Annotated in this window: 27 protein-coding genes; 4 read left to right on the top strand and 23 right to left on the bottom strand. The window is 67.9% G+C overall.

The genetic code is table 11. From position 1 onward, the window contains the following. Positions 1-31 precede the first annotated feature (31 nt). Positions 32-1,192 (top strand): class I SAM-dependent methyltransferase, encoded by a 1,161-nt coding sequence (locus tag F464_RS0103740; protein ID WP_018988437.1) that lies wholly within the window; start codon positions 32-34, stop codon positions 1,190-1,192. 103 nt (positions 1,193-1,295) lie between these two features. Here the strand turns inward: F464_RS0103740 and F464_RS0103735 are convergent, their stop codons facing one another. Together F464_RS0103735 and F464_RS0103730 are read right to left on the bottom strand one after the other, a co-directional pair. Continuing rightward, positions 1,296-1,505, bottom strand: coding sequence for a hypothetical protein (locus F464_RS0103735; RefSeq protein ID WP_018988436.1), 210 nt, complete (start codon positions 1,503-1,505; stop codon positions 1,296-1,298). A 221-nt stretch (positions 1,506-1,726) separates the two neighbouring features. After that, positions 1,727-2,533 (bottom strand): alpha/beta hydrolase, encoded by an 807-nt coding sequence (locus tag F464_RS0103730; protein WP_018988435.1) that lies wholly within the window; start codon positions 2,531-2,533, stop codon positions 1,727-1,729. A gap of 167 nt (positions 2,534-2,700) precedes the next feature. On the opposite strand from F464_RS0103730, the gene F464_RS0103725 reads away from it, so the two are divergent. After that, positions 2,701-2,895: a DUF2905 domain-containing protein gene (locus tag F464_RS0103725; protein WP_026295718.1), complete on the top strand. Its 195-nt coding sequence runs from the start codon at positions 2,701-2,703 to the stop codon at positions 2,893-2,895. 39 nt (positions 2,896-2,934) lie between these two features. Here the strand turns inward: F464_RS0103725 and F464_RS0103720 are convergent, their stop codons facing one another. Genes F464_RS0103720 through F464_RS0103705 form a run of 4 tightly spaced genes read right to left on the bottom strand, consistent with a single transcriptional unit; the run spans position 2,935 to position 7,814 of the window. After that, entirely contained in the window at positions 2,935-4,176 is a 1,242-nt protein-coding gene (locus F464_RS0103720; protein WP_018988433.1) for a multifunctional CCA addition/repair protein, read from the bottom strand. Beyond that, positions 4,176-4,832: a glutathione S-transferase family protein gene (locus F464_RS0103715; protein ID WP_018988432.1), complete on the bottom strand. Its 657-nt coding sequence runs from the start codon at positions 4,830-4,832 to the stop codon at positions 4,176-4,178. Before F464_RS0103715 ends, F464_RS0103720 begins: the two co-directional genes overlap by 1 nt. A gap of 50 nt (positions 4,833-4,882) precedes the next feature. Beyond that, entirely contained in the window at positions 4,883-5,851 is a 969-nt protein-coding gene (locus F464_RS0103710; protein WP_018988431.1) for a complex I NDUFA9 subunit family protein, read from the bottom strand. A gap of 31 nt (positions 5,852-5,882) precedes the next feature. After that, positions 5,883-7,814, bottom strand: a complete 1,932-nt coding sequence (locus F464_RS0103705; RefSeq protein WP_018988430.1) for a lytic transglycosylase domain-containing protein — start codon at positions 7,812-7,814, stop codon at positions 5,883-5,885. 39 nt (positions 7,815-7,853) lie between these two features. Here F464_RS0103705 and F464_RS0103700 point away from each other — a divergent pair, with 39 nt between their 5' ends. Next, complete coding sequence (locus tag F464_RS0103700; protein ID WP_018988429.1) at positions 7,854-8,483, top strand: 5-formyltetrahydrofolate cyclo-ligase; 630 nt, start codon at positions 7,854-7,856, stop codon at positions 8,481-8,483. Here the strand turns inward: F464_RS0103700 and ilvA are convergent. The 11 genes from ilvA to thiL form a co-directional block, all read right to left on the bottom strand. Next, complete coding sequence (gene ilvA, locus F464_RS0103695) at positions 8,462-9,982, bottom strand: threonine ammonia-lyase, biosynthetic (RefSeq protein ID WP_018988428.1); 1,521 nt, start codon at positions 9,980-9,982, stop codon at positions 8,462-8,464. The two genes, F464_RS0103700 and ilvA, sit on opposite strands and share 22 nt — an antisense overlap. Positions 9,983-10,068: 86 nt before the next feature. Continuing rightward, on the bottom strand, positions 10,069-11,010 hold the full coding sequence (gene hprK / locus F464_RS0103690) for an HPr(Ser) kinase/phosphatase (RefSeq protein WP_018988427.1): 942 nt from the start codon (positions 11,008-11,010) through the stop codon (positions 10,069-10,071). Then, complete coding sequence (gene ptsN, locus F464_RS0103685) at positions 10,979-11,464, bottom strand: PTS IIA-like nitrogen regulatory protein PtsN (protein WP_018988426.1); 486 nt, start codon at positions 11,462-11,464, stop codon at positions 10,979-10,981. The genes hprK and ptsN overlap by 32 nt, the downstream gene beginning before the upstream one ends. A gap of 135 nt (positions 11,465-11,599) precedes the next feature. Next, entirely contained in the window at positions 11,600-11,926 is a 327-nt protein-coding gene (gene hpf, locus F464_RS0103680; protein ID WP_018988425.1) for a ribosome hibernation-promoting factor, HPF/YfiA family, read from the bottom strand. A gap of 29 nt (positions 11,927-11,955) precedes the next feature. Further along, entirely contained in the window at positions 11,956-13,404 is a 1,449-nt protein-coding gene (locus F464_RS0103675; RefSeq protein WP_018988424.1) for an RNA polymerase factor sigma-54, read from the bottom strand. A 21-nt stretch (positions 13,405-13,425) separates the two neighbouring features. Then, positions 13,426-14,148, bottom strand: a complete 723-nt coding sequence (lptB, locus tag F464_RS0103670) for an LPS export ABC transporter ATP-binding protein (RefSeq protein WP_018988423.1) — start codon at positions 14,146-14,148, stop codon at positions 13,426-13,428. Continuing rightward, positions 14,135-14,584, bottom strand: coding sequence for a recombination regulator RecX (recX, locus tag F464_RS0103665; protein ID WP_018988422.1), 450 nt, complete (start codon positions 14,582-14,584; stop codon positions 14,135-14,137). The genes lptB and recX overlap by 14 nt, the downstream gene beginning before the upstream one ends. Positions 14,585-14,600: 16 nt before the next feature. Next, entirely contained in the window at positions 14,601-15,635 is a 1,035-nt protein-coding gene (gene recA, locus F464_RS0103660) for a recombinase RecA (RefSeq protein ID WP_018988421.1), read from the bottom strand. A gap of 85 nt (positions 15,636-15,720) precedes the next feature. Beyond that, positions 15,721-16,200, bottom strand: coding sequence for a nicotinamide-nucleotide amidohydrolase family protein (locus F464_RS0103655; protein ID WP_018988420.1), 480 nt, complete (start codon positions 16,198-16,200; stop codon positions 15,721-15,723). Between the two features lie 4 nt (positions 16,201-16,204). Continuing rightward, entirely contained in the window at positions 16,205-16,684 is a 480-nt protein-coding gene (locus tag F464_RS0103650) for a phosphatidylglycerophosphatase A family protein (RefSeq protein WP_018988419.1), read from the bottom strand. 21 nt (positions 16,685-16,705) lie between these two features. Then, the gene (gene thiL, locus F464_RS0103645) at positions 16,706-17,665 is read right to left on the bottom strand and encodes a thiamine-phosphate kinase (RefSeq protein WP_018988418.1); all 960 of its coding nucleotides are present in this window, start codon (positions 17,663-17,665) and stop codon (positions 16,706-16,708) included. 136 nt (positions 17,666-17,801) lie between these two features. Between thiL and F464_RS0103640 the strand changes: the two genes are divergently transcribed. Next, the gene (locus tag F464_RS0103640; RefSeq protein WP_018988417.1) at positions 17,802-19,760 is read left to right on the top strand and encodes a flagellar assembly protein A; all 1,959 of its coding nucleotides are present in this window, start codon (positions 17,802-17,804) and stop codon (positions 19,758-19,760) included. 15 nt (positions 19,761-19,775) lie between these two features. Here F464_RS0103640 and F464_RS0103635 read toward each other — a convergent pair whose 3' ends face one another. The 6 genes from F464_RS0103635 to F464_RS0103610 all read right to left on the bottom strand — a co-directional run bounded on the left by F464_RS0103635 (position 19,776) and on the right by F464_RS0103610 (position 26,427). Beyond that, a complete protein-coding gene (locus F464_RS0103635; protein ID WP_018988416.1) occupies positions 19,776-20,705 on the bottom strand; it encodes a branched-chain amino acid ABC transporter permease in 930 nt (309 codons plus the stop codon). A 69-nt stretch (positions 20,706-20,774) separates the two neighbouring features. After that, a complete protein-coding gene (locus F464_RS0103630) occupies positions 20,775-21,659 on the bottom strand; it encodes a branched-chain amino acid ABC transporter permease (protein WP_018988415.1) in 885 nt (294 codons plus the stop codon). Positions 21,660-21,748: 89 nt separating this feature from the next. Then, positions 21,749-22,966, bottom strand: a complete 1,218-nt coding sequence (locus F464_RS0103625) for an ABC transporter substrate-binding protein (protein WP_018988414.1) — start codon at positions 22,964-22,966, stop codon at positions 21,749-21,751. A gap of 29 nt (positions 22,967-22,995) precedes the next feature. Next, positions 22,996-23,724, bottom strand: coding sequence for an ABC transporter ATP-binding protein (locus F464_RS0103620; protein WP_018988413.1), 729 nt, complete (start codon positions 23,722-23,724; stop codon positions 22,996-22,998). After that, positions 23,717-24,472: an ABC transporter ATP-binding protein gene (locus tag F464_RS0103615; RefSeq protein WP_018988412.1), complete on the bottom strand. Its 756-nt coding sequence runs from the start codon at positions 24,470-24,472 to the stop codon at positions 23,717-23,719. The genes F464_RS0103620 and F464_RS0103615 overlap by 8 nt, the downstream gene beginning before the upstream one ends. A 314-nt stretch (positions 24,473-24,786) precedes the next feature. Beyond that, complete coding sequence (locus F464_RS0103610) at positions 24,787-26,427, bottom strand: acyl-CoA synthetase (RefSeq protein WP_026295717.1); 1,641 nt, start codon at positions 26,425-26,427, stop codon at positions 24,787-24,789. Between the last annotated feature and the right edge of the window lie 166 nt (positions 26,428-26,593).

Raw genomic sequence — 26,593 nt, 5'->3', positions numbered from 1 at the left:
TAGAATACGCGTTTTCCGTTGCACTTCGCCCATGTCCCTGCCCGAACCTTCGGCCGACGCGCTCGAACAGAGCACGCACCTTCTCCGCACGATCACCGCTGCCATCGCCGACGCGGGCGGCTGGATCCCGTTCTCGCGCTACATGGAGCTCGCGCTGTACGCGCCGGGCCTCGGGTATTACAGCGGCGGGGCACGAAAGTTCGGTCCCGGCGGCGACTTCATCACCTCGCCGGAGCTCACGCCGCTGTTCGGGCAGGCGCTCGCCGCGCAGGTCGAGCAGGTGATGCGAGCGTCCGCTGCGCATGTGATCGAGGTCGGTGCGGGCACGGGGCTGCTCGCCGCCGACCTGCTGCTCGAACTCGAGCGCCGCGGCTGTGCGCCCGAAAGCTACGGCATCCTCGAGGTCTCGGGCGAGCTGCGCGAGCGCCAGTTCGACACGCTGGCGACGAAGGTCCCGCATCTGGCGCCGCGCGTGAAGTGGCTCGATACGCTGCCCGAGCGCTTCGCCGGCGCCGTCGTCGCGAACGAGGTGCTCGACGTGATGCCGGTGCATGTGGTCGCGACCCGCGGCGATGCGCTGTACGAGCGCGGCGTCGCGGTCGACGGCGAGGGCGTGTTGCGCTGGGCCGATTCGCCCGCCGCCGGTGCGGTCGCCGAAGCCGCCGCTGCGCTCGAGCTGCCACGCTCGGACAGCGCCGAGTACGTCAGCGAGATCAACCTCGCGGCGCGCGCGTGGATCGGCGAGTGGGCCGCGCGACTGGAAAGCGGGGCGCTGTTGCTGATCGACTACGGCTATCCGCGCGCCGAGTACTACCTGCCTTCGCGTTCGAGCGGCACGCTGCTGTGCTACTACCGCCATAACGCGCATCCCGACCCCTTCCTGTGGCCGGGGCTCAACGACATTACGGCTTTCGTCGATTTCACCGCGGTCGCCGAAGCCGCCTTCGATGCCGGGCTGGACGTGATGGGCTACACGAACCAGGCGGCCTTCCTGTTCAACTGCGGGGTACTGGAGTGTCTCGCGCGGCGCGGGCCTGAGGAGAGCGCGGATTACATCCGCGCGGCGCGCGCGGTGCAGCGCCTGACGACGCCGCAGGAGATGGGGGAGCTGTTCAAGGTGCTCGCGGTGGGGCGCGGCATCGGCGAACCGCTGCTGGGTTTTACCCGCGGCGACCGCCTGCACACGCTGTAACGCGATAAGACATGCCGCCCGCGCCTCGCGGCGCGGGTGTCAGGCGAGCGTCACTTCGCGCGGAATACCGGTGCGGTGCGGTCCGGCGCTACAGCCGCGCCCGTCATTCCTGATAGCGATATACCGCTTCGAGGAAATGCTCGACGTCTATCGGCGGCGTCTGCGCTTCGTGCGAGGCGTGCTCGACTTGCTGCAATCCGGCCGCGACCTCGGGCTGCGGCGGCAGCCAGTTCGCGTTGAGGACCTCGTCGCCGTACTCTTCCGGCGGCTCCTCGATGGCCTTGCCCGTCGTCATGTCCATGATCGTCACCATGTTGGCCTCCGCTGCGTGCTCGGGTAATTCGGCTACCTGTGTGTGAACCATCGGCAGCCGCGTCCGACTCCTGAATCCCTTGCTCGGTATATGCGGACTTGCGCTTTGTTTTCAACTCCGGCACGGGGCGGAATCACGCCGCGTGGCGGTGTCGTCGGGGGCGCCTCCTCGCGCCCTTGCTTTTATCATGAATGGGAATGATGACGATTTCCAGTGCTGGATCAAACAATTTGTGTCGGAAGCCACGCCGCGATGTGATCGGCGACCGTGCGCCAGTCGCGTTCCAGCATCACGCCGTGGCCGAGGTTGGGAAAGATGTGCGCGGGCTCGCCGTAGAGCGCGGCGGTCATGGAGACCTGCGCGGGCGGGATGAGGTGGTCATGCTCGGCGCCCAGGATCAGCATTGGCGGGCGGTGCATGCGTGCCGGCTGCGGGAGGTTGAACAGCGTCATGTCCCAGATTGCGCGATGCGATTCGGGCTGGCACTGGCGGTAGTAGCGCATCAGCGCGGCATCGTCGACGGGCTGGTGGAACAGCGCTTCGCGCAGGCCCTGCGGTTCGGGATGTCCGCCGTTGAGCATGCTGTTGAGGTCGTGGATCAGGTTGGGCTTGTTGAACATCAGGCCGATCGCCGAGCCCATGAGGCCTTGCGGCGGCACCGAGCACAGCAGCACCGCGGCGGGCACGCCGGCGCGTTCGAGATACTTCTGCACGACCATGCCGCCCATCGAGTGGCCGATCAGCACCGGCGTCGCGGGCAGGCGGGCGACGACGTCGGCGACATCGCGCACGTAGTCGTCGATCGACAGCGTGTCGAGCGCGCTACGCCGCCGACTGCCGCCGTGCCCGGACAGCGACACGGCGTAGGACGTGTAGCCGGCGTCGGCGAAGTAGGGCAGGAAGTGTTCCGCCCAGCACCATGCGCCCGTGTAGGCGCCGTGGATGAAGAGCAGCGGCGTCGCGAATGCGGGCTTGCCCGAAGGGCTGCAGGCGAGGACCTCGAGGTCGCCGAAACGGTTGGCGTTCATGCGCATGCCTCGATGGCGTCGGGGGAGGTCAGTGCGTTGGATAGGAGCTTGGTCATCCCTAAGGCCTTCAAGTGGGGGCGGTGTATCGGTTTCCGGCGCCGCGCGGCATTGCATTGCGAGTGCCGGCGTTTGCGGGTTCTAATGATCGTTTATCGTGGGGGCACGGCGTGTTGAAATGGCTGCTCGTCGTCGTGATGATGGTCTTGGTCACCGGCCTGTTCCGGCCCGGGCTGACCCGGCTGCGCTTCGGTCATCTTCCCGGCGACCTGCATTTTCGCGTCCTGGGCCGCCCGTTTCACCTGCCGTTTACCAGCACGATCCTTCTGTCGCTGCTGGCATGGGCAGTCCTGCGGGCACTGTAAGCGAGGCCTGCGTCGATTCGTTCGCTGCGCGGCGCGAATTCAGTTCGCATCGCGTCCCGCGTCGGCAGCGGTCCGGCCGCCCAGCGCCTTGACCGCGGCGACGCGCGCCGCATGCACGCGCAGCGGGATCTGCGACTTGTCGTCGCAAGCGCGTGCGATCGCGCCCGCATCCACGCCCTGGATCGCCGCCAGCGCCACACGCCAGCGTTCCGCGCGGCCGTAGGGCGCCTCGCGGCCGGGCCGGCCGTGGTAGTCGCAGGCCGCGGCTTCCAGCAGCAGGGCGAAGCGTTCGGGCCGGCGCAGCGCGTCGGTCGTCTCCAGCACCTTGACGATGGTTTCCGGGCGCAGCTTCTCGACCTGGTGAAGAATCCCGTGCTCGCGCGCGAAGATCACCGCGAGATCGCGGCACTCAACCGGCGCGCGCAGGCGCTCCGACACCGCACGCGCGCGCGTCGCGCTCTTCGCCTCGTGGCCGTAGTGGTGCGGCAGGATGTCGGCGGGCGTGTCGCCCTTGCCGAGGTCGTGCATCAGGCAGGCCCAGCGCACGGCCAGCGGCTGGCGCGTCTTCGCGGCATGGTCGAGCACCAGCAGCACGTGCTCGCCGGTGTCGACCTCGGGGTGGTGCTCCACGGGCTGCGGCACGCCGAACAGGCGCTCGACTTCGGGCAGGATGCGCGCGAGCGCGCCGCACTCGCGCAGCACGCGCAGCATGCGCGAGGGCTTGTCTTCCATCAGGCCGCGCGCGAGTTCCTGCCACACCCGTTCGGGCACGAGGTGGTCGACCTCGCCGTCAGCTACCATCGCGCGCATCAGCGCGAGGGTCTCCGGCGCCACGCGAAAGTCGCCGAAGCGCGCGGCGAAGCGCGCGACGCGCAGGATGCGCACGGGATCCTCGGCAAACGCCGGGCTCACGTGGCGGAAGATGCGGGCGGCGAGATCGGCCTGTCCGCCGTAGGGGTCGATCAGCGTGCCGTCCTCGTCCTCGGCGATCGCGTTGATCGTCAGGTCGCGCCGCAGCAGGTCGTCCTCCAGCGTCACGTCGGGCGCGGCATGTACGACGAAGCCGGTGTAGCCGCGGCCGCTCTTGCGTTCGGTGCGCGCGAGGGCGTATTCCTCGTTGGTCCGCGGATGCAGGAAGACGGGGAAGTCCTTGCCGACCGGGCGGAAGCCGCGCGCGAGCATCTCCTCGGGTGTCGCGCCGACGACCACCCAGTCGTGGTCCTGGACCGGCAGTCCGAGCAGGCGGTCGCGCACGGCGCCGCCGACGACGTAGCAACGCATCAGCCGTACAGGTCTTCGGCGGGGATGGATTCGGTCTCCACGCGGGCGGTGGCTTCCCATTCCTTCATCGCGGGATGGGCGAGCATCGCAGCGAGGTATTCGCCGGCCGCGCCGGCGGGCTGCACGCCGTAGGTCCTGAAGCGGAAGCACACCGGGGCGTACATCGCGTCGGCGATCGAGAAGGCGCCGAAGAGATAGGGGCCGCCCGGATTCCCCTTCGCCCCGAAGCGCGCGCGGCAGTCGTTCCATATGCTTTCGATGCGCGCAATGTTGGCGTCGACGGCAGGCGAGCGGCCCTTGCCGGCGTAGTCCTTGCGGATGTTCATCGGCATGTTCTGGCGCAGGTCCTGGAAGCTCGAGTGCATCTCGGCGCTGATCGCGCGCGCCACCGCGCGTGCGGCGTGATCGGACGGCCACAGGCCGGGCGCCTTCTCGGCGAGGTATTCGCACACCGCGAGCGAGTCCCACACCGCGAGGCCGTGGTCGATCAGGCAGGGCACCTTCCCCGAGGGCGAGTGCTGCAGGATGCGTTCGCGGCTGCCCTCGGTGAAGAGCGGGATGCGGATCTCCTCGAAGACCTGTCCGCTGGCGCGCGCGGCGATCCAGGGGCGCAGGGACCAGGACGAGTAGTTCTTGTTGCCGATGATGAGCTTCATGCGGTCGTCTCCGTTTTCTGCATCAGGGGAAAGGGAAGGAGGGGGAAGGCTCAGCCGTGGCGCGCGCGGCGCGCGCGGCTGCGCATCGGGTAGTAGCGGGCGCGCAGATGGCTGTCGCCGATCCAGGTCGGCGCGAGCGCCTCTAGCCCTGCGGGCGTCATGCCGAAGGGCAGGGGGGCGCCGGTGGCGACGTTATCGACGCGCATCGAGCGGACGTTGTCGCGGCTCATCAGCGGCTGCGGCGCGAGCTCCATCAGCCGTGCCTGCAGCAGCGCAAGCCCTTCCGGCAGCGGGACCACCGGGCGCGGCCGGCCGGAAAGCTCGCTGACGTATTCGACCAGCTCGCGCAGCGTGTAGACCTTCGGCCCCGCCACCTCCCAGGTCTGGCCGCGTGCGGACGCCTCGGTGAGGCAGCGCCACACGACCTCGGCGACGTCTTCGACGTGCACCGGCTGGAAGCGCGCACGGGCGCCCGCGAGCGGCAGGACGGGGAGGCGTTGCGCGAGGCGCACGAACATGTTGAGGAAGTTGTCCTCGCGGCCGAAGATCACCGACGGGCGCAGGATCGTCCACGCCGGCGCGCTGTCGGCCGAGTGGATCGCTTCCTCGCCGGCCGCCTTCGAGCGCTGGTATTCCGAGGGGCCGTCCGCCGCTGCGCCGAGTGCGCTGATGTGCACGAGGCGGGGGACTCCCGCCGCCCGGCAGGCGGCGACGATCTTGCGCGGCAGTTCGACATGCGCGCGTGCGAAATCCGGGCCGTAGGGGCGGCCCGTGCGCGAGTGCAGGATGCCGACGAGGTTCACGACGGCATCGGCGCCGGCGAAGAGGCGCTCCAGCGTCGCCGGGTCATGGACGTCGGCCTCGATCACATCGACGGTCGGGATCACCAGCAACTCGCCGGCATGGATGCTCCGCCGCGTCGGCACCAGCACGGTTATGCCTTCGCGCGACAGGCGGTTCGCAACGACGCGGCCCACAAACCCGGTGCCGCCGACGAGTACGACGCGTTCCAGTTTCATGTTGCAGCCTCCTGGCGCAGGACGGGCAGCGCTACGGTTCCGCCGTCAGCCGTGGCGAGATGGTGCCGAGACGGGCCTTCAGCGACTGCGGCTTCGCTTCCAGCATCGCGGCATAGATGACCGCATTGGCCATCACCTTTTTTACATAATCGCGCGTTTCGTCGAAGGGGATCGTCTCCGCATAGATCGCGCCTTCGAGTGGACGTTCGTCACGCCATTTGCGGGCGCGGCCCGGTCCCGCATTGTAGCCGGCGGACGCGAGCACCGGATGGTCGTCGAGATCCTCGAGGATCAGGCGCATGTAGCTCGTGCCCAGCAGCACGTTGGTGTCGGGGTCGGTCAGCATGCCCGGGTGATAGCCGGCGAGGCCGATCTTGCGCGCGACCCACTTGCCCGTGGCCGGCATCACCTGCATCAGGCCCTGGGCGCCGGAACTCGAACGTGCCGGCGCGATGAAACGGCTTTCCTGGCGCATCAGGCCATATACCCACGCCATGTCCAGGCCCTGCTGATGCACCTGCGGCTCGATGAGCTGGCGGTAGGGGGTGAGGAAGCGCAGGTCGAAGTTCGCCTGCGGGTCGGTGCGTTCGGCGGTGTTGATCGCGCGGTCGTAGATCTCGTTGCGCAGCGCGAGCCGCGCCGCGGCGATCAGGAAGCCCTCGTCGCGGCCGCGCAGCGACCAGTTCCATTCGCGCATGCCCTCGGTGCGCATCTCGAGCCGGTACAGCGCGAGCGCGCGGCGCAGCCCCGGATCGGCCTCCGCGCGCGCGATGTCCTCGGCCGTGACGGTGCCGCTGCGCGAGGGCGCGGCGAAGGCGTTGCCCAGCTCCTCGCCGGCGAGGATGCCGTAGAAGCTGGGCTGTCCGGCGATGCGCTGGTACAGGGCCGCGGCTTCCACGGGGCGATTCTGTGCCGTGAGCGCGCGCCCGAGCCAGTAGGTCCATTCGGGCTGAGCCTGCTCGGCCGCGGTGAGGCCCTCGATTGCCGCCTGCACGCCGCGCCAGTCCTCGACGCGCAGTTCGGCGCGCACGCGCCAGGCGCGCTGCTCCGCGCTCATCGGCACCTTGCCGGCGGCACGGAACCAGCGCGTCGCGCCCGGCGAGCCCTGCAGTGATCCGTGATGGCCCAGCGTCGCGTGGATGTAAGCGCGTTCCTCGGTGCCCAGGCGCTCCTCGATGCGTGCGAAGCGCGCGTAGGCGGACGATACGTCCTCGCGCGCGATGCGCACGAGCGCACCGAGGGCGAGTTCGCGGCCCGCGCGCGAGACGGCGAAATTCGCCGGCAGGCGGTCCAGCCAGGCCGACGGGCTCTTCATCATGCGGTCGAAGTCGCCGAGGAAAGGTGCGTCCGCGGCCTTCATCCACGAAATCGTCGTGCGCGCGTTCGACGGGCTGCGGCTGTCGATCTGCCTCCGCGCCCGCCACCACAGCTCGTCGTTGCCGATGTAGCCGGCCATTGCCAGCGTGCGGAACACCGGCTCGCAGGCGTTGTGGTTGTCCGCGAGCTCCATCCAGCGTGCGCGGACCTCGTCCAGCACGCTCATGTCGCCGGACTCGAGCCGCGCGTTGCGCTGCAGGCAGCGCAGTTCCGCGTCGGGTTCGCGCAGGTCCGCATAGACCTGCAGGAAACCGCTCCAGTCGTATTCGCGCGCCATGTGCCGCAGCCAGTCGCCGCGCAGCCGCTCGGCGAGCAGGCTATCGGCCTCGCGCAACAGGAATTCGTTGAGTTCGCCGACCGGTGGCGCCTCGGGGCGGGCGAGGACGTTCGTCAGCCGCCAGTAGCGCACGTAGGGGTCGAGCACATGCGGCTCGCGCTCCGCGGCGAGGCGCTCCAGCGCCGCGCGGTCGCCGGTGCGCAGCGCTTCGCGTGCCGCGAGAATGCGGTCGTCCCCGATCTGCCCCCAGGCGCCCTGCGTCAGACCCGCCAGCACCAGTGCCAGCGCCGCCCACAAACCCTTTGCCATCCCTTACCATCCCCTTTCGATCAGTCCGACCATACCACAGTGATTTCGTCCCATATCGCCCCCTGCACGGATTCCGCCGATCCCGCCGAACAGCGCCGGGCTCTGCGCGCCCGCACGATCGCCGCGCGCCAGGCGCTCACGGCCACACATCGCGCTGCGCTGATGCGCCATTTCGAAACCCATCTCGGCGAGCTTGTCACCCGTCTGGCGCCCACGACCCTGGGCTTCTGCTGGCCCTACCGCGGCGAGCCCGACCTGCGCGCCTGGGTCGCGCACTGGCTGGCGGCGGACGCCTCGCGCGTCGCGGTGCTGCCGGTGGTGCCGCACCAGGCCGGTCCGATGGTGTTCCGCCGCTGGATTCCCGGCATGGAGATGCCGCTCGACCGTCACGGCATTCCCCATCCTGCGGACGGCGAGCCCATCGTTCCCGACATGATCCTCGTGCCGTGCAATGCCTTCGATGCCGCGGGCTACCGCGTCGGGTACGGCGGCGGATACTTCGACCGCACGCTGGCGGTGATGAATCCCGTCGCAGTGGGGCTGGGCTTCGAGTTTGCCCGCGTCGACGACGTCTGGCCGCAGCCGCACGACCGCCCGATGGACTGGATAGTCACCGAGGCGGGCGCTTTCCCCGCGCAGACAGGTTCTCAGCCGAGGAACATGCGGTAGGCCGGGTTGGCCGACTCGTCCGCGTATTCGTAGCCGAGCCGGTCGAGGAAGTCCTGGAAGGCAGTCTTGTCCTCGGGCGGTACCTGCATGCCCACCAGCACGCGGCCGAAATCGGACCCGTGGTTGCGGTAGTGGAACAGGCTGATGTTCCAGTCCGAATGCAGGCTGGTCAGGAAATTCATCAGCGCACCGGGGCGCTCGGGGAATTCGAAGCGGTACACCAGCTCGTGATTCACGTGCGGCGCGCGCCCGCCGACCATGTAGCGGATGTGGCTCTTCGCCATCTCGTCGTCGGTCAGGTCCACCGCCGGCAGTTCGTGGCGTTCCAGCATCTCGACGACGCGCGCGGCCTCTGCGCGGTTATGCACCGCCGCGCCGACGAAGATATGCGCCTGTTGCGGGTCGGCGTAGCGGTAGTTGAACTCGGTGATGTGGCGATTGCCGATCACGCTGCAGAACTTGCGGAATGAGCCCGGACGCTCCGGGATCGTGACCGCGAAAACGGCTTCGCGCTGCTCGCCGACTTCGGCGCGCTCGGCGACGAAGCGCAGGCGGTCGAAGTTCATGTTCGCACCGGAGGCCACCGCGACGAGGTTCTTGCCGTGCAGGTTGTGGCGCTTGGCGTATTCCTTCGCGCCGGCCACCGCGAGGGCGCCGGAGGGCTCGAGGATGGAGCGCGTGTCCTCGAACACGTCCTTGAGCGCCGCGCAGATCGCGTCGTTGTCGACCAGGATCATTTCATCGACGTACTGCTGGCACAGGCGGAAGGTTTCCTCGCCGACCTGCTTTACCGCCGTGCCGTCGGCGAACAGTCCGACCTGGTCCAGCGCAACGCGGCGTCCCTCGGCGAGCGAACGGGTCATCGCGTCGGCATCCACGGTCTCGACGCCGATGATCCTGATTTCCGGGCGCAGGCGCTTGATGTAGGCCGCCACGCCCGCGATCAGGCCGCCGCCGCCGACCGCACAGAACACCGCGTGGATCGGGTCCGGGTGCGCGCGCAGGATCTCCATGCCGATCGTGCCCTGGCCGGCGATCACGTCCGGGTCGTCGTAGGGATGGACGAAGGTCAGTTTCTCGGTCTTCTCGAGTTCGACCGCGTGGGCGTAGGCGTCGGAGTACGAGTCGCCCGCGAGCACGACCTCGCCGCCGCGCGACTTGACCGCATCGACCTTGATCTGCGGCGTCGAGGTCGGCATCACGATCACCGCGCGCACCCCCATGCGCTGGGCGGAGAGGGCGACGCCCTGGGCGTGGTTGCCGGCCGAGGCGCAGATCACGCCGCGCTTCAAGGCCTGCGGCGACAGGTGCGCCATCTTGTTGTACGCGCCGCGCAGCTTGAAGCTGAACACCGGCTGCATGTCCTCGCGCTTCAGGTAGATGCGGTTATGCACGCGCTCCGAGAGGTTCGTGGCGAGGTCCAGCGGTGTTTCCTCGGCCACGTCGTAGACGCGGGCATTGAGGATCTTTTCCAGGTAATCCGGTGTTGCGGCAGTCATCAGGGGGCCTTTGCGGGCAGACGCAAAGACCTTGAGGGTATCAGCCGATGCGGCAGTGCGGCAAGCGTCCGTCCTGCAGCAGCCGGTCAGAGGGTTTCGCCGTCGGCGTCGAGCAGGCGCTGCTGGCGGTCGATGAATTCCTGCGTCGAATCGATGCCGCGCAGTTGCAGGATGGTCGAGCGCACGGCGGCCTCGAGCAGCACCGCGATGTTGCGCCCGGCCGCGACCGGCAGGGTGGTGCGGATCACCTGCACGCCGAGGATGCCCTGCGTTTCGTGCTGCACCGGCAGGCGCGACGGGTCGGACTGGCCCGGCAGACGGCGTTCCAGATGCACGATCAGGCGCAGGCGCATCTTCCGCCGGCACGCGGTCTCGCCGAAGATCGTGCGGATGTTGAGGATGCCCAGGCCACGCACCTCGATGAAATCCTTGAGCATCTCCGGGCAGCGCCCTTCGAGCACCGTTGGTGCGATGCGCGAGAACTCGACGATGTCGTCGGCGACGAGGCCGTGGCCGCGCGAGATCAGCTCGAGCGCGAGTTCGGATTTGCCGGCGCCCGAGCTGCCGGTGATGAACACGCCGATGCCCAGCACGTCCATGAACACGCCGTGCAGCGAGATCTTCTCGGCGAGTTCGCGCGACATGTACAGGCGCAACTGGTCGATCACGCTCGCGGAGGGCTGTGGCGTCGTGATCAGGGCGACGTCGGCGTATTCGCAGATGCCGCGCAGGATCTCGGGGATTTCGCAGCCGTCGGCGACGATGATCGCCGGCGGGCGTGCACCGATGATCTCGGTAAGGTGGTGGGCGACCTTGTCGCGCGCATGGCGCTGCGCCCACGCGAGCTCGGCCGCGCCCAGGATCTGGATGCGCGTCGGGTGGATCAGGTTGAGGTGGCCGACGAGGTCGGCCGGCCAGATGCGTTCTTCGTTGACCGAGATGACCCGGTCGAGCCGGCCGCTGACGTGCGTCAGCTCCAGCTGTTCCCGGTGCAGGTCATACAGCCGCGCGACGCTGGTCTGCCGCATGCGGACCCCAGGAGGCGAACAGCGAATGGATCGCCGCGACGTCGGGCGCGTTCTGCAACTGGTCGCGGAAGTCGCGGTCGCTGAACATCTGCGCCAGCTCGGACAGCAGCTGCAGGTGGGTCTCGTTGGCCTGTTCGGGCACCAGCAGCACGAACAGCATGGTGACCGGGCGTCCGTCGGGCGCGTCGAACTGCACGGGGGCGGACAGGCGCAGGAAGGCGCCGGCGGCTTCCTTCAGGCCCTTGATGCGGCCGTGGGGAATCGCGATGCCCTGGCCCAGGCCGGTCGAGCCGAGTCGCTCGCGCGAAAACAGGCTGTCGAAAACAACGCTGCGGGCGATGCCCTGATTGTTTTCGAACAGGAGTCCGGCTTGTTCGAAGACGCGCTTCTTGCTGCTCGCGTCCAGATCGATGACTACGTTCGAGGGGGGCAGTAGTTCGGCAATGAGGCTCATGCGAATCACCACCTGCTCGACACGGGCCTTGCCAATGCCGGGAGGGCACGGGAAGAGGCTCGGGGTGTGCGGCAGGCGCGGGTTGAAAACGCGCGAATTATAAACACACCCGGGCCCCAGGCGTGATTTAAAGGATCACAGCTCGGTCGGCTGCTGGTGCTTCAGCGTGTCGTGACCATGGTCGTAGTTCTTGTCCTTGTACTTCAGGACCTGGCGGTCGAGCTTGTCGGTCATGCTGTCGATCGCCGCGTACATGTCGCCGTCCTCGCTCTCGACGTAGATGTCCTTGCCGCGCACGTGCAGGGTGACCTCCGCCTTCTGCCGCAGCTTCTCCACCGACAGGATCACGCTGACGCTGGTCACGTTGTCGAAGTGGCGGATGACGCGGTCCAGCTTCGTGTTGACGTACTCGCGGATCGCGGGGGTGACTTCGACGTGATGTCCGGTGATGGTGAGATTCATGATGTTTCCTCGTATTGTCAGATCGTCTTTCAGATCGCTTTGCGCAGGCTGACCGGCGGGATATTGAGTGACTCGCGGTACTTCGCGATCGTTCTGCGTGCCACCACGATACCCTGCTGGCCCAACAACTCGGCAATTTTCGCGTCGGACAGGGGCTTCTTCCTGTCTTCGGCCTCCACCAGCTGGCGAATCAGCGCTCGAATCGCCGTGGAAGATGCCGCCCCACCGGTGTCGGTGGCAACGTGGCTGCCGAAAAAGTACTTCAGCTCGAATACGCCGCGCGGTGTGGCCATGAACTTCTGCGTCGTGACTCGCGAAACCGTCGATTCGTGCAGCTCGAGCTGGTCCGCGATTTCCCTCAACGTCAGAGGTCGCATCGCCACATCACCATAATCGAAGAACTGTCGCTGCTGGTCAACGATCGCCTGCGAAACCCTCAGGATGGTGTCGAAACGCTGCTGCACGTTCTTGATCAGCCAGCGCGCTTCCTGCAGCTGGCTGGTGAGCGCGCCGCCCGATCCGCGGTTCTGCTGCAGGATGCTGGCGTACAGGGAATTGATGCGCAGCTTGGGCATCGCCTCGGGGTTGAGCGTGACCGTCCAGCGGTTGCGGATCTTGCGCACGACGACGTCGGGCAGGATGTAGCGCGTCTCCTGCACAGAGTGCTGCGAACCCGGATGGGGGTCGAGGCTGCAGATCAGCGCGTGCGCGGCGCGCAGCGCGTCGTCATCGCAGCCGGTGGCGCGCTTGATGCGCAGGAAGTTGCGCTCGGCGAGCAGGTCCAGGTGGTCGTCGACGATCTTCAGCGCGAGGTCGCGCGTCGGGCCGGACACCATCGCCCTGAGCTGCAGGCTCAGGCATTCCTGCGGGTTGCGCGCGCCGATGCCGGCCGGGTCGAGGTTCTGCACGTGGTGCAGCGCGATCGAGAGGTCGTCGAGGTCGTATTCGAGCTCCGGCGGCAGCAGCGGCAGCAGTTCCTCGAGCGACTGGTTGAGATAGCCGTCCTCGTCGAGCGCCTCCATGATGAAGCGCACCAGCGCGCGGTCGCGGTCCGACAGCGGCGACAGGCTCACCTGCTGGTCGAGGTGGTCGCGCAGGCTGGTGCCGGCGGCCTGCAGTTCCTGGAAATCGGTGTCGTCGTCATCGTCGCGGTTCGACGAGCCGCTGCTCGCGCTCGACCATTCGCCGGCCTCGTCGAAGCTTGCCGGCTCGGCCTCGCCGTGTTGCGCCTCCTCGCTCGAGGCCGGGGCGTCGGACGGGCTGCCGGCTTCGCTTGTTTCGGCCGTGCCCTGTGCGGAGCCCGGAGCAAAGTCGCTGCCGTCGCCGTCCTCGCGTTCGAGCATGGGGTTTTCGAGGAGGAAGCGTTCCAGCTCCTGGTTCAGCTCCAGCGTGGACAGCTGCAGCAGCTTGATCGATTGCTGCAGCTGCGGCGTCAGCGTGAGGTGCTGGGAAATCTTGAGCTGGAGGGACGGTTTCATGGCGCTTCGTCGATAGGACGCTCAGAGGCGGAAATGCTCGCCGAGATAGACGCGGCGAACCTGTTCGTTGGCGACGATCTCGTCGGGGCGTCCGCTCGCGAGCACGCGGCCTTCGCTGATGATGTAGGCGCGGTTGCAGATGCCGAGCGTCTCCCGCACGTTGTGGTCGGTGATCAGCACGCCGATGCCGCGGTCGCGCAGGAAGCGGATGATCTTCTGGATGTCGAGCACCGCGATCGGGTCGACGCCGGCGAAGGGCTCGTCGAGCAGGATCAGGCGCGGGTCGGTCGCCAGCGCGCGGGCGATCTCGCAGCGGCGCCGCTCGCCTCCGGACAGCGACACGGCGGTGTTGTCGCGCAGGTGGGCGATGCCCAGCTCCTCGAGCAGTTCCTCGAGGCGCTCGTCCGTGCGGTCGCTGTTCAGGCCCTGCAGCTCCAGCACCGCGCGGATGTTCTCGGCGACGGTGAGCTTGCGGAATACGCTCATTTCCTGCGGCAGGTAGGACAGGCCAAGGCGTGCACGGGCATGCACCGGCAGGTGCGTGAGTTCGGCGCTGTCGAGGCGGATGTCGCCGCCGTCGGCGCGCACGAGGCCCACGATCATGTAGAAGCAGGTGGTCTTGCCGGCGCCGTTGGGGCCGAGCAGGCCGACGACCTCGCCGCTGCCGACTTCAAAGCCGACATCGTGGACGACGGTGCGCGCCTTGTAGCGTTTCTGCAGTCCGGCGACCTTAAGCAGACTCATCGGGGTTCTCTTTCAATATCTTGCGGATCACGTCGGTGCCGAAGCCCCGACCTTGCAGGAATCTCGCCTGGCGTGCCCACTCGCGCGCATCGGCCGGTGTGGCGCCGAACTTGCCGCGCCAGAGGGCGCGTGCGCGTTCGATGTCATCCTCGACGGCCTCGCCATCGAGCGCCGCGTCTATCGTGTCGCGCCCGACCCCGCGCTGTGCCAGCTCACGCCGCAGGCGTGCGGTGCCGAAGCGCGCGGCCTTGCTGCGCACCCAGGCTTCGGCGAAGCGGTGGTCGCTGAGCAGGCCGAGTTCGGTGAGGCGGTCGAGCACCTCGTCGATCTCTTCGGCGGAGCCGTGAGGGGCGAGCTTGCGCACCAGCTCGGCGCGCGAGTGCTCACGGCGCGCGAGGTGCCGCAATGCGCGTTCCCGCAGGCTCGTCTCCGCCATGACCCGGGAAGGGGCGTCAGGCCGCCTCGGCCGCCGGCCGCGCGGGTTCGGGCGGCAGTTCCTTGAGGCCGACCGCGACGCGCACCTTGTTCTCGATCTCGCGGGCGAGGGCGGGATTGCCGCGCAGGAACTCGCGCGTGTTGTCCTTGCCCTGGCCGATCTTGTCGCCCTGGTACGAGTACCAGGCGCCCGCCTTGTCGACGATCTTCTTGTCCACGCCGAGGTCGATGATCTCGCCTTCGCGCGAGATGCCCTCTCCGTAAAGGATGTCGAAGTGCGCTTCCTTGAACGGGGGGGCGACCTTGTTCTTGACGACCTTGCAGCGGGTTTCGGAGCCGACGACCTCGTCGCCCTTCTTGATCGCGCCGGTGCGGCGGATGTCGAGGCGTACCGAGGCGTAGAACTTGAGCGCGTTGCCGCCGGTGGTGGTTTCGGGGTTGCCGAACATCACGCCGATCTTCATGCGGATCTGGTTGATGAAGATCACCAGCGTGTTGGTGCGCTTGATGTTGGCGGTGAGCTTGCGCAGCGCCTGGCTCATCAGGCGGGCCTGCAGGCCGGGCAGCTGGTCGCCCATCTCGCCTTCGATTTCCGCCTTCGGGGTGAGCGCGGCGACCGAGTCGATGACGACGATGTCGACGCCGCCCGAGCGCACGAGCATGTCGGCGATCTCGAGCGCCTGCTCGCCGGTGTCGGGCTGCGAGATCAGCAGATCGGTGATGTTCACGCCGAGCTTCTCGGCGTAGCCGACGTCGAGCGCGTGTTCGGCGTCGATGAAGGCGGCGGTGCCGCCGATCTTCTGCATCTCGGCGATGACCTGCAGCGTCAGCGTGGTCTTGCCGGACGATTCCGGGCCGTAGATCTCGACGACGCGGCCGCGAGGCAGTCCGCCGAGGCCGAGTGCGATGTCGAGGCCGAGCGAGCCGGTCGAGACCGTCTGGATGTCCTTTTCGACGTTGCCGTCGCCCATCCGCATGATCGAACCCTTGCCGAACTGCTTCTCGATCTGCGAGAGCGCGGCGGCGAGGGCCTTGGCCTTGTTGTCGTCCATGTCCTGTCCTTTCAAAACGTTGGGGAATTATGGCACAGAGATTGCTGGTGTGTTGCAGCTCGCCTGCAAGGCGATCCAAAAATGATTATGTCATCATGCCGGCGAGTGCGCGGATGACCGCCTGGCGCCGGATTCCGGTGCGATCGCCGTCGAAGTGGACGGTTTCGCTGCGCAGCTCGCCGTCGCGCTCGCCCCACGCGAAGCACACCATGCCGACCGGCTTGGCGGCGGTTCCGCCGCCGGGGCCGGCGACGCCGGAAACCGCGAGGGCAAAGCGTGCGCGGCTGTGCGCGAGGGTGCCGGAGACCATCTCGCGCACCGTTTCCTCGCTGACCGCGCCGTGGCGGGCGAGCGTCGCGGCGGCGACGCCCAGCAGTTCCTGCTTGGCCTCGTTGGAATAGGTCACGAAGCCGCGATCGAACCAGCCGGAGCTGCCGGCGGTGGCGGTCACGGTTTGCGCGACCCAGCCGCCGGTGCAGGATTCCGCGCAGGCGAGGGTCGCACCGCGCGCGGCGAGCCAGTCGCCGACCCGGCGCGACAGGGCGTGCAGTTCTTCGTCGATCATCGGCTCACCCCAGGACGTGTTTCAGCACCGCGAGCGCGAGGATCGCGTAGCCGGCGGCGATCAGGTCGTCCAGCATCACGCCGAAGCCGCCGCCAACGTGGTTGTCCGCCCAGCGGATGGGCTGCGGCTTGACGATGTCGAAGAAGCGGAAGAGCACGAAGGCGGCCGCCTGCCACGCCAGCCCGGGCGGGGCGAAGAACAGCACGAGCCAGAACGCGACGATCTCGTCCCACACGATCGCGCCGTGGTCCGGCGCACCGAGGGCTCGGCCGGTGCGGTCCGCCGCGACGATGCCGGCGACGAAGAAGCTCGCGAGCAGCGCGAGGAACACGAATTCGGAAATCGGCGCGCGCAGCAGCGGGTAGAGCAGCCAGGCGGCGAGGGTGCCGGCGGTGCCGGGCGCGCGCGGGGAGAGGCCCGAGCCGAAGCCGAGCGAGATGAAGTGCGCGGGGTGGCTCAGGAGCAGGCGGACAGTGGGGCGCATGGACGGGTTTCGGTGCGTGGGTCAGGCGAAATGGTCGTAGCCCGCGTGGGCCGTCGTGTGCTCGCGGCCGTCGGCCTCGTGCAGCACGAGTTCGCCGGCGGTCGCGGTGATCGTGCCGATGCGCGACAGTGACAGGCCGTGCCCGAGCGCGAGCACGGCGAGGTGTTCGCGTTGTGACGGCGGCGCGGTGAACAGGAGTTCGTAGTCGTCGCCGCCCGACAGCAGGCAACGCCGCGCGAGGGCCTCGTCTGCCCCGCAGGCGTGCAGCGCGGCGAGGGGCAGCGCGGCGACGTCGATGCGTGCGCCGCAGCCGGAACTTTCGAGGATGTGACCGAGGTCGCCGAGCAGGCCGTCGGAGACGTCGAGCATCGCGCTGGCGACGCCGCGCAGGGCCTGCCCGAACGCGGCGCGTGGCTGCGGGCGGTGCAGGGCGGCGAGGCAGGATTGCGCGGCGGCCGGCGGGAGCGCGATTTCGCCGCGCAGATGGGCGAGGCCGAGGGCCGCGTGGCCGGGCGTGCCGGTGATCCACAGGTCGTCGCCGGTGCGTGCGCCGCCGCGCGTGATGGCCGTTCCGGCCGGGACTTCGCCGAAGATCGTGACGCACAGGTTCAAGGGGCCGCGCGTGGTGTCGCCGCCCGCAAGGTCCACGCCGAACGCGTCGGCGCAGGCGAAGAAGCCGCGGGCGAAGGCCGCGATCCACGCTTCGTCGGCGACCGGCAGCGACAGCGCGAGCACGGCCCAGCGCGGTTCGGCGCCCATCGCGGCGAGATCGGAGATGTTCACCGCGAGGGTCTTCCAGCCGAGCGCCTCGGGCTCGGCATCGGGGAAGAAATGCGTGCCGGCGACCAGCATGTCGGTCGATACGGCGAGCTGCATGCCCGCCCGCGGCGCGAGCAGGGCCGCGTCGTCGCCGACCGACAGCGCCGTGTGGCGCGCGGGGCGGGTGAAGTGGCGGCGGATGAGGTCGAACTCGGAGGGCATGGGCGGGGCTGCGGGGTTGATCGCGCGCAAGCTTACCGCAGTCGTGGCGGCTGCGACCAACGGCGCCTGAACGCGACGCGCCCACGCTGCGCGCGGACGCGTAAGATGAAGATAAATACTGCTGGCAGGGGGCGGGATGGTCGCCAACGTGGCCGAATCGCGGCGGGAAGGGGATGAACCCTTGCCGGGCTTCATCGTCCGTGATGAGGGCGGGCTGTGGGCCGATCTGCCGCAGCTGGGCAGTTCCGCGGATTTTCGCGCATGGGTGGAGCAGGCGTTCATCCGCGGCATCTGTTTTCGCGGGCTCGATTACCCCGCCTTCGTGCGCCTGGCATTCGATTGCGAGGCGGGGCGCGTGGACGACGAAGTCCGGGCCTGCGCGGCGGCCGGACGGTCGCCCCGCGTGCGTTTCGCCGCAGCCATCACCCACATCCTGCCGGTGCGTATCCCCCTTTATCGCGGCCTCAAGATCTCGGGCGCCCGTGCCGAGTACCTGTTCGAGCCGGTGAGCATTGACTGCACGGTGCCGCACACGGGCGCGGGCGGTTCGCCGGACGGCGCGGAGTTCGAGACGGTCACGCAGAAGACGCGCCTCGATTTCGACGAGTTCATCGCCCAGGCGTGGCTGAAGGGACTGCGCTGTGGCATCGACGAGGCGGCGCTACGGGGAGCGATCGACGGCGAGCACACGGGCAGGGTCGTGATCGCCCACGCCGTGCCCCCGGGCGCCGGTCGCGACGCGGGCGTCGAGGAGCTCTCGGCCGGCCTGCACCGCGACGACGCGCCCGGCCTGCTGCCGGACGGGCGCGTCAATCTCGCAAGCTTCCGCAACCGCTTTCCGCAGATCCGCGCGGGCGAGAGGCTGCTGCGCAAGGTGCCGCTGGTGCTCGGCGAAGCGGGGCGCGAACTCGACGGCCGGGCGGTGGCGCCGGCGCTGCCGAAGGATGTCGACTTCGCCGCGCTCGCCGGCGCGGGCACACGTGTCGAGAGCGGTCCGGATGGCGAGTTCATGGTCGCGACGATCGACGGCTTCCTCGACATCGACGACGCGTCGAGCAAGGTCTCGGTCACGGAAAAAATCGTCAATCGTGCCGGCGTGAGCCTGCGCACGACGGGCGACCTGGTGCTGATGGGCGACGACTACGAGGAGCACGGCGAGATCCAGGAAGGCCGCGTGGTCGAGGGGTTCAACATGACGAGTTTCGCGGACGTGTTCGGCAAGCTCGTGTCGCGCGGCGGCGCGGTCGTGCTGAAGAAGAACCTGTCCGGTGGCGTGATCGTGAGTCCGGGCGGGCAGGTCGCGGTGGAGGGGCGCGCCAGCGGGGCGACGATCCTTGCGCCTGAGGGCGAAGTGACGCTGCAGCACGCCGAGAACAGCCTGATCGTCGGCCGCCGCGTCGTGATACGCGAGCTGGCTGTCGGCTGCGACATCCTCGCCGAAGAGCTGGAGATCGCCCTCGCCGAAGCATCGGTGCTGGCCGGGCGCAGGATCGCCATCGCGCAGGTGCGTCCGCACGGGCCGGCCGAGACCGTGGTGTCCGTCCTGCTGCCGCCCGAAGACACGCAGGGCGAACTGATCACGGCAGCGCGCGCGCAGCTCGCCGAGCTGCAGGCGGCCGACGAGCAGGCGAAGCCGACCATGGAGACCCTGCGCGCGCGGCCCGGGGTGGCCAACTATCTGACCGTCGCCGCCAGGTTGCACCGCCAGGAGATCGTGTTGAATGCCGAGCAGCAGGCCGCCTTCCACAAGCTGCGCGATAGCGTGACGCCGGTGCTCAGGGCCATGGCCCAGTTGTCGGAGCAGGGCAAGGCGCGTGCAGCGCAGCGCGAGAAGCTGCTGGCGGCGATCGCCGGGGTCGAGGCGGCGCGGCAGGCGGCGGTCGCATCGATCCGGTGCCGCATTGCCGACGTCGCGGGCGACCTGATCGTGCGCACGCGGCATCTGGCCGCCGACGCGAAGGCGCCGCAAGGTCTCGCCCCCGGCGAACTTAGGGCCTTCCTGCGGGCGACGCCGGGCGGGAGCCGGCCATTGTTCTCCGGCTGCAGCGGCAGCTTCGACTGGAGCCCGGCCGGCAGCGCTGGTCGGACGGACTGAGCGCCGGCGCCCGCGTCAGGGCCGGATGCCGGAGCGCTTGATCAGGTGCGCGACCTCTCCGACGACGCCGCGGCGGAAGGCGAGCACGCACAGGACGAAGATCGCGCCCGTCAGCACCGTGACCCACTGGCCCAGTTCCGCCCCGTAGTTCTGCAGGCTCACGACGATGGTCGCGCCGACGATCGGCCCGAATACGGTGCCGACACCGCCCAGCAGCGTCATCAGCACGACTTCGCCGGACATGTGCCAGTGCACGTCGGTGAGCGATGCGAGCTGGAACACGAGGGTCTTGGTCGCGCCGGCGAGGCCCGCGAGCGCGGCTGACAGCACGAAGGCGAGCAGCTTGTAGCGGTCGACGTCGTAGCCGAGCGAGATGGCGCGCGGCTCGTTCTCGCGGATCGCTTTCAGGACCTGGCCGAAGGGCGAGTCGATCGCGCGGTCGATGACCCAGAAGCCGAACAGGAACACCGCGAGCACGAAGAAATACATGTTCATCGTGTCGGAGAGGTCGATGAGGCCGAGCAGGCGGCCGCGCGGAATGCCCTGCATGCCGTCCTCGCCGCCCGTGAAGGGAAACTGCAGTGCGAGGAAATATACGAGCTGGGCGAGCGCGAGCGTGATCATCGCGAAGTAGATGCCGGCACGGCGGATCGCGAGGCTGCCGAAGATGAAGCCCAGCGCCGCAGCGCCGGCGCTGCCGGCGAGCAGGCCCAGCTCCGGCGACAGGCCGAGGCTCTGCATGCTGTAGCCGCAGATGTAGCCCGCCGAGCCGAGGAAGGCGGCGTGGCCGAAGGACAGCAGGCCGGTGTAGCCGAGCAGCAGGTTGAAGGCGCAGGCGAACAGCGCGAAGCACAGGATCTTCATCACCAGCACCGGGTAGACGACGAAGGGCGCGGCCAGCCCGATCAGGAGCAGGACGATCCAGCCGATGTGTTTGCCATTCATGGTGCGATTCCCGGTGCGGCGGCGCCGTGCGCCGGAATGATCGGTTGGGCGGGGTGACAGGGCATGGTCTCAGCGCTCCCGCCCGAAGAGTCCGGCCGGCCGCAGCAGCAGCACGATGCCCATGATGACGAAGATCACCACGGCCGACGCTTCGGGATAGAACACGCGCGTAAGGCCCTCGATCAGGCCGAGCCCGAGTCCGGTCACGATGGAGCCCATGATCGAGCCCATGCCGCCGATCACGACCACCGCGAACACGACGATGATCAGGTTGGAACCCATCACCGGGTTCACCTGCAGCACCGGCGCGGCGAGCACGCCGGCGAAGGCGGCGAGCGCGACGCCAAAGCCGTAGGTGAGCGTGATCATCAACGGCACGTTGATGCCGAAGGCCTGCAGCAGCTGCGGGTTCTCGGTGCCTGCGCGCAGGTAGGAGCCGAGTTTGGTGCGCTCGATGATGAACCAGCTGCCGAAGCACACGACCAGCGACACCGCGACGACCCAGGCGCGGTATTTCGGCAGGAACATGAAGCCGAGGTTGAAGCCGCCCGACAGCAGCTCGGGCACCGGGTAGCTTTCCCCCGAGATGCCGAAGCGGTAGCGGAAGAGCCCTTCGATGATCAGCGCGAGGCCGAAGGTGAGCAGCAGGCCGTACAGGTGGTCGAGCTGGTACAGGTGCTTGAGCATCGTGCGCTCGATGAGCATCCCGAACGCGCCGACGACGACGGGGACGGCGACCAGCGCGACCCAGTAGTTGAGCCCGAGCCAGGTCAGGCCGATCCATGCACAGAAGGCGCCCATCATGTACAGCGCGCCGTGCGCGAAGTTGATGATATTGAGCAGGCCGAAGATGATTGCCAGCCCAAGGCTGAGAATCGCATAGAACGACCCGTTGATGAGCCCGATCAACAGCTGCCCCATCAGGGCCTGGATCGGAATGCCGAAGATGTCCATGGTCTCGCGCTCGGGTGTCGGTGCCGGCCGCGGGGTGGTGCGCGCTGGCGCTGCCCATCACCCCGCGGTCATGGCCGGGCTGGGCGTGCCTACTTCTTCACCAGCGGGCACTTGCTCTCGGCCAGCGGGATGTAGGCCTCGTCGCCGGGGATCACTTCACGAATGTGGTAGTAGTCCCACGGATACTTCGACTCGGACGGCTTCTTCACCTGCGCGAGATACATGTCGTGCACCATGCGGCCGTCGACACGCACCTTGCCGTTCTTCGCGAAGAAGTCGTTCACCGGCATCTCGCGCATCTTCGCCATCACCGCCTTGGCTTCGTCCGTGCCGGCGGCCTTGATCGCCTTCAGGTAGTGGTAGGTCGCCGAGTAGTCGCCCGCCTGCGCCATCGTCGGCATGCGCTTCATGCGTTCGAAGTAGCGCTTCGACCAGGCGCGCGTCTCCTCGTTGCGGTCCCAGTAGAAGCCGGTCGTCAGGTACATACCCTGGGTGGCATCGAGGCCGAGGCTATGCACGTCCGAGATGAACATCAGCAGGCCCGCGAGCGACTGCTTGGGTGTGATGCCGAACTCCTTGGCCTGCTTGATCGAGTTGATCGTGTCCGCGCCCGCGTTCGCGAGGCCGATCACCTGCGCGCCGGAGGCCTGCGCGCTCAGCAGGAAGGACGAGAAGTCGCTGCCCGGGAAGGGGTGGCGCACGCTGCCGAGCACCTTGCCGCCGCTCTTGATGACGACGTCCGAGGTGTTCTTTTCGAGCGAGTGGCCGAAGGCGTAGTCGGCGGTGATGAAGTACCAGCTCTTGCCGCCCTGCTTGACCACCGCGCGCGCGGTGCCGACCGGCAGCGCGTAGGTGTCGTAGGCCCAGTGCACGGTCGTGTCGTTGCACTGCTCGTTGGTGATCGGCGTCGAGCCGGCGCCGTTCACGAGCGAGATGCGGTTCTTCTCGTTGGCGACCTTCATCACCGCGAGCGCGGTCGAGGTCGTCACGAGGTCGACGATCGCGTCCACCTTGGCCGTGTCGAACCATTCGCGCGCCTTGTTGGCCGAGATGTCGGCCTTGTTCTGGTGGTCGGCGGAGATCACCTCGATCTTGAAGTCGGGCTTCTCCTTCGCGACGAAGTCCTCGACCGCCATCTTCGTCGCTTCGAGTGCGCCGGGGCCCGACAGGTCGGAATAGGTGCCCGACATATCGGTGAGCACGCCCAGCTTCACGATGCCATCACTGACCGTCGTCGCCGCGGGCGACAGCGCCGGCGCCATTGCGACGGCGGCTGCGACCGTCGAAACCAGAATCTTGCGCTTCATTCTCTCTCTCCTCCTTGTATGCCGCTGGCTCAAACGCCCAGCAGTTTCTGCAGCAGGGGCATCTTCGACTCAAGCTCGTCCTTGCTGACCATCTCGACGATGCGACCGTGTTCGATGACGTAGTGGCGGTCCGCGAGCGGCGCCGCAAAGCGGAAATTCTGTTCGACCAGGATGATGGTCAGGCCCTTCTCCTTGAGCTGCGCGATGACGCGGCCCAGGGCCTGCACGATCACCGGCGCGAGGCCCTCGGTGATCTCGTCGAGCAGCAGCAGGCGCGCGCCCGTGCGCAGGATGCGCGCCATCGCCAGCATCTGCTGTTCGCCGCCGGACAGCCGGCTGCCCGGGCTGCTGCGCCGCTCCTTGAGGTTGGGGAACATCTCGTAGATCTCGTCGAGCGACATCCCGGTGCTGTTCACCGCGGGCGGCAGCAGCAGGTTCTCCTCGGTCGACAGGCTGGCGTAGATGCCGCGCTCCTCGGGGCAGTAGCCGATGCCCAGGTGCGCGATGCGATGCGTCGGCAGGTCGATGACCTGGTGGCCGTTGATCATGATCGAGCCGCTGCGCCGGCCGACCAGCCCCAGGATGGCCTTCAGCGTGGTGGTGCGGCCGGCGCCGTTGCGCCCCAGCAGCGTCACCAGTTCGCCGCGGTTCACCTGGAAGTCGATGCCGTGCAGGATGTGCGACTCGCCGTAGAAGGCGTGCAGGTCGTGCACCCGCAGCATCTCGGAGTCGGGCGTGAATGCGCTCGCCTTAGCCATGTGCGCTACCCATGTAGGCTTCCAGCACGCGCGCATCGGCCGAGACGACTTCGTAAGGCCCTTCGGCGAGCACGGCGCCGCGTTGCAGGACGGTGATCGTGTCGCAGATGTGCGAGACCACTCCGAGGTTGTGCTCGACCATCAGCACCGTGCGGTTGGCCGCGACGCGCTTGATCAGGTCGGCCACGCGCCCGACGTCCTCGTGGCCCATGCCCTGGGTCGGCTCGTCGAGCAGCATCAGCTCGGGCTCCAGCGCCAGCGTCGTCGCGATCTCCAGCGCGCGCTTGCGCCCGTAGGGCAGCTCCACCGTCACGGTGTCGGCGAAGGTCTGCAGGTCGACCGACTCGAGCAGTTCCATCGCGCGCCCGTTGAGCACGTCCAGACTCCTGGCGGAGCGCCAGAAGTGGAAGCTCGTGCCGAGCTTGCGCTGCAGCGCGACGCGCACGTTCTCGAGCACCGACAGGTGCGGGAACACCGCCGAGATCTGGAAGGAGCGGACGATGCCGCGGCGGGCGATCTGCGCAGACTTCTCGGGCGTGATGTCGATGCCGTTGAAGCGGATCGTGCCGCGCGTCGGCGTGAGGAACTTGGTCAGCAGGTTGAAGACCGTCGTCTTGCCCGCGCCGTTGGGGCCGATCAGCGCATGGATCGTGCCCCGCTGCACCTGCAGATTGACCTTGTCGACCGCAACGAAGCCCTTGAACTCCTTCGTCAGGTCCGTCGTTTGAAGAATGTGATCCGTGCCCATCGCGTCTGCCAGATCCTGCCTCTCTCTGTGGGTCGAAGCTGAACTGCGCCGGCATCGGCGTGCCGGTTGAAACACGTTGCGTCGTAGCGGAGTCTGCAAGGACAGCCGCTCATGGATTATAAGAATCCATGTCGCATCGATATGTATCCTTGATCACGGTCGGCACAAGTTAACACCCGTGCCGGGGAGCGTCAATGCGTACCGCCTAGGGGTGAACCCGCATGGCTGCTCGATCCGTACGCGGTGCGCGAAGAAAAAGGCCGCCGCTGCTTGCGCAACGGCGGCCTTCGCGGATGCCTGGCGGCAGTCGCGCGTTACTCGATCGCGGACGTCGATTTCGCCTGCTCGCGCAGCACGAACTTCTGGATCTTGCCGGTCGAGGTCTTGGGCAGCACGCAGAACTCGACGTATTTCGGCACCTTGTAGCGCGCGAGGTGTTCGCGGCAGTGCGCGATGATGTCCTCGGCCGTCACGGTGGCGCCTTCCTTGACCTCGACGTAGGCTGCGGGCACCTCGCCCCACTTCGGATCGGGCTTCGCCACGACCGCCGCCGTCATCACCGCCGGATGACGGTACAGCACGTCCTCGACCTCCAGCGACGAGATGTTCTCGCCGCCCGAGATGATCACGTCCTTGGAGCGGTCCTTGATCTTGACGTAGCCATCGGGCTGCATCACGCCCAGGTCGCCGGTGTGGAACCACCCGCCCGCGAAGGCCTCCTCGCTTGCCTTCTCGTTCTTCAGGTAGCCCTTCATGACGAGGTTGCCGCGGAACATCAGTTCGCCCATCGTCTCGCCGTCGGCTGGCACCGGTTCCATCGTTTCCGGATTGATGACCGAGATGGCCTGCTGCATGTGGTAGGTCACGCCCTGGCGGCCGTTGCGCTCCGCGCGGTTGGCGATCGGCAGCTCGTTCCATTCCGGATGCTTCGCGCACACCGAGGCCGGGCCGTAGGTCTCGGTCAGTCCGTACACATGGGTTATGTCGAAGCCGATGCGCTCCATGCCCTCGATGATCGCGGCCGGGGGCGCAGCGCCGGCGACCAGCGCGGAGACCTTGTGCTCGATCCCCGCGCGTAGGCCTTCGGGCGCGTTGATCAGCATGCCGTGCACGATCGGCGCGCCGCAGAAGTGGGTGACCTTGTGCGTGCGGATCAGCTCGCAGATCAGCGCGACGTCGACCTTGCGCAGACATACGTTCACGCCGGCATTGGCCGCCATCGTCCACGGGAAGCACCAGCCGTTGCAGTGGAACATCGGCAGCGTCCACAGATACACCGCGTGCTGCGGCATGCCCCAGCTGATGATGTTGGATGCCGCGTTCAGGTACGCGCCGCGGTGGTGATAGACGACGCCCTTGGGGTTGCCGGTCGTGCCCGAGGTGTAGTTCAGCGCGATCGCGTCCCACTCGTCCTGCGGCAGGCTCCACGCGTAGTTCGGATCGCCGCCGGCGATGAAGTCCTCGTACTCGATCTCGCCGCAGCGGTCGGTGCCCGGGTACTCCGCATCCAGCGTGTCGATGACGAGCGGTTTCGGCCCGTCGAGCCGTTCGAGCGCGGGGCGGACGATGGACGCGAACTCGGGGTCGGTGATCAGCACCTTCGCCTCGCCGTGCGCCAGCATGAAGGCGATCGCGTCCGGATCGAGGCGCGTGTTCAGCGTGTTCAGGACTGCGCCGGTCATCGGCACACCGAAATGCACTTCATACATCGCCGGGACGTTGGGCAGCATCACGGCGACGGTGTCGCCCCGGCCGACGCCCTTCTGCACCAGCGCACTGGCGAGGCGGCGGCAGCGCTCGTAGGTCTGCGCCCAGGTGAAGGAGCGGCCGCCATGAACCACCGATGTGCGCTGCGGATACACATAGGCCGAGCGCTCGAGGTAGCTCAGGGGCGAGAGCGGCACGTAGTTCGCCGCGTTCTTGCCCAAGCCTTGTTCATATGGACTGTTCGACACGATTTTCCTCTTTATCGGAGTAGTTGATCGATGACACCGTTGCCGGCGCCTGTCGGGGAGGGTGGCCGTTGCCGGCCGTGGGAGTCCTGGAGGGGTTGGGCGCAAATGTACCCAAATCCCCTAAGCACACCAAACTGTTCCGGCCCGTAATGGGCGATTCCGTTAC

Origin of the sequence: Aromatoleum toluclasticum ATCC 700605, assembly GCF_000378245.1 — a bacterium.
GTDB classification, from domain to species: Bacteria; Pseudomonadota; Gammaproteobacteria; order Burkholderiales; family Rhodocyclaceae; genus Aromatoleum; species Aromatoleum toluclasticum.
This window is presented reverse-complemented; position numbering and strand designations above follow the sequence as displayed.